The organism is Corynebacterium lipophiloflavum DSM 44291 (genome assembly GCF_000159635.1).
Lineage (GTDB): Bacteria > Actinomycetota > Actinomycetes > Mycobacteriales > Mycobacteriaceae > Corynebacterium > Corynebacterium lipophiloflavum.
In genome coordinates, this window is sequence record NZ_GG667191.1 from 81,722 (window position 1) to 84,607 (window position 2,886).

2 protein-coding genes and 1 pseudogene are annotated in these 2,886 nt (G+C 58.5%); 1 reads left to right on the forward strand and 2 read right to left on the reverse strand.

The features are described 5' to 3' along the window. Positions 1-73: 73 nt before the first annotated feature. A pseudogene (locus HMPREF0298_RS00390) lies at positions 74-414 on the forward strand (transposase); the annotation flags it as partial. Positions 415-493: 79 nt separating this feature from the next. Here HMPREF0298_RS00390 and HMPREF0298_RS00395 read toward each other — a convergent pair. Together HMPREF0298_RS00395 and istA are read right to left on the reverse strand one after the other, a co-directional pair. Further along, entirely contained in the window at positions 494-1,291 is a 798-nt protein-coding gene (locus tag HMPREF0298_RS00395) for an ATP-binding protein (RefSeq protein WP_006839082.1), read from the reverse strand. A gap of 7 nt (positions 1,292-1,298) precedes the next feature. After that, positions 1,299-2,886: IS21 family transposase (gene istA, locus HMPREF0298_RS00400; protein ID WP_006839083.1), on the reverse strand; the 1,588-nt coding region annotated here is incomplete at its 5' end.

Below are 2,886 nucleotides of genomic sequence, written 5' to 3' on the forward strand. Positions count from 1 at the left end.
GCGGACCTGACCCCTGTTTGGTAGACACCTCTGATTCCGGCTGTGTTGAGTCGGGGAAAGGTAATCTACCTCCATGCCTAGGAAGGTTTATTCGGATCAGTTCAAGCGCGACGCGGTCGCGATGTACGAGAACGATCCACAGGTGTCGTTGAACGCTGCGGCCGCTGATTTAGGGATCAACCGCTCCACGCTTCGCGTATGGGTTGATAAGTACGGAACTGGCACGAAACCCCAGCTTTCAGCGGGCTTACGTGCTGATCGTGCGAGGCAACTGACCGATGCTGAGAAGCTACGTCAGCTGCAACAGGAAAACGCCCGCCTGAAAGAAGAACGCGATATTTTGCGTAAGGCAGCCAAATATTTCATGGAAGAGACGAACCGGTGATCCGCTTCCGGTTCGTTGATGACTGTCGGGCGTTTCTTTTCGGTACCGGTAGGGCGGTATCGGGTACCGGGGTGTTGGTGGTTGCCGGTACCCGGTTTTTACCCCCGGTTACGACTTTCGGGGTTGACGTAGCCGTGTGGGTGTCGTAGGGGCCATCCTTTCTTGTTTGATGTCGTCGCGGGTTCGCATGTCTTCTCCTGTCAGGGTGAGTTTCGAGCCGTGGTTGGCGAGTCTGGACATGACTGCGTCTGCCAGTGCTGCTTCTGAGAAGACGTCGTACCAGTAATCGGGTTCGTGTTGGCTGGCGATCACGGTAGAGGCATGTTCACGCCCGACGAGCAGGTTGAATACCTGGTTCAACGCGTGCGCTGAGACATCGGTGGCGAGAAAATCATCGATGACGACAAGTGCCGGGGCTTGCAGGTCAGCGAGGAGTTGTTTGCGGGCCTGGGGATGCTCAGCCGCAGCGTCGAAATCGTTGGCCAGGTCGTTGAGCCGGAAGTAACGGGCGGTGAGCTTTTTGCGGCACGCCGCGACGGCCAGGGCTTGAGCGAGAAAACTTTTACCGGTGCCGGTAGCTCCCACGATGATGAGGTCTTTGCCGTAGTCGATCCATTCGCAGGTGGCGAGCCGGTCGATGCGGTCTTGGGTTACACCGCGGCCGGGATAGGCATCGAAGCGCTCGAGTGCGGCGGTTGAGCCAAGGAGTTTCGCTTCACGCAACCTTGTCTGGATGACCTTGTTGTCGCGGGCGGTGAGTTGGGCTTCGAGGGCTTCTTTGATCTTGTCTTCGAAGGAATCGTTATCGCGCGTGGGGTCGTTGACGATCTCTTGGATCGTCGCGGCGAACACGCGCATCCCGCGCAGCGAGCCGAGCTTGTCGAAATCTTCATCGGTTAACGCCATGATGCTTCTACGCCTCCTCACCGAATTCAAGCTCACCGAATTCAAGCTCACTGAACTCGAACGCTGCTTTGCCCCGTACGTGCGACGCCTGGGCTGGTGGTGCGGGACGAGTCACCGGCCTAGTTGACGCGGCAGATGATGTAGGTGATTGCGCACCACCTGTGGCGGTGGCGGTGGTGCGGGTTGCGAGGTCTTTGATGGTGTCGTGGACTTTGCGCACCGACGGGACCATGTGGGAGTCGAGGACGTCTTGGCAGGCTTGTTCAAGCAGGCTGCGGGAGTACTTCTTCGACAGGCTCAGCACGCCAAGGGCGCTATTGTAGGCTTGGGCTTCAACTTGGTGGGCGTGAAACATCTGGCGGATGAGTTCGTAGGTTGCGGCCCCAATACTTTGAGCCCATGACTCAATCCGGCCCTGATCCCACTTCGTGGCCAAGTCCTGGTGCTTTGCCGGCACATGCTCTTTATCTGTGGAGTACTGCATGTTGCCAGGCTTTTTACGGTGGGAAGCGATATGCTCACCCGCGCTGAAGATGTCGACGACATCGTCGAAGATCTGCACGTCGACACTTTTGCCGGCGAAGCTCCACGGCACAGAGTAGAAATGCTTCTCCACTTGGACGTGGTAGTTCACCCCGGCCTTGGCTTTACGCCACGTGGAATACGACCAGCGCTGTTGAGGCAGCGGGCGCAATGCTTCTGCTTCGCTTTCAACAAACAACTGCCTGCGGCTTGCGTTGCGGCCCCGGAATCCTTCCCGGTCGTTGATCCAGTCGACCTGTGCTGCAATAGCGGCGTTGAGAGCGTCGAACGTGGAGAACTCTTGGCCCGATAACGCTTCTGCGACCCAGGTCTGGACGATATCGACCGCCTTTTCCACATGGGCCTTATCCCTGGGTTTACCCGGCCTAGCCGGGGTAATCCCGCAACCGTAGAACTCGGCGAACTGCTGGTAGCGCTCGTTGACTTCACGCACCGTCGCACCACGTGTGATCTGGTTGGTTGCTGTCGAGGCGTTATCGGGCACGATGCGCACCGGCACGCCACCGATATAGTCCAACGCGTCGCGGTGGGCACACAGCCACGACCGCATCCGCATATCCGGCCACGCACTGGCATGGATAAGCCCCGAATGCGGCAGCGACGCCACAAACACATACGCCTGCACAGACACCCCGGTCAACGGGTCAACAACTGCCATGGTTTCCCCGGACCAATCAACGCACAGCTCCTCACCAGGGGCATGGGTCAAAAGCGCAGTCAGGTCGTTGACATCGACGTAGTTTTCAAACAGCGCGCAGAACTGCCGGTAGGAATAATGCTGCTGGCCAGAAGTAGCCTGACGGCGGGTGTATTTATGGTGTTCCACCTTTAACGTCACCCGCTCACCGCGTCGGCGCCGGGCGGCGATGCCTGCGAAATCCGGTTCCACAAACGCATCTGAATCCCGCCGGCGATTATCCGGAAACAACTCCGAAAGCTCCTGCGGCGACAACGCGGTAATCGTGTCCTCGTCCATCCCAGTCGAGCGCAACACCCGACTGGCCTTATCAATACTGCTGCGCGAGCACCCCAAATCCGACGTGATCTGCGAC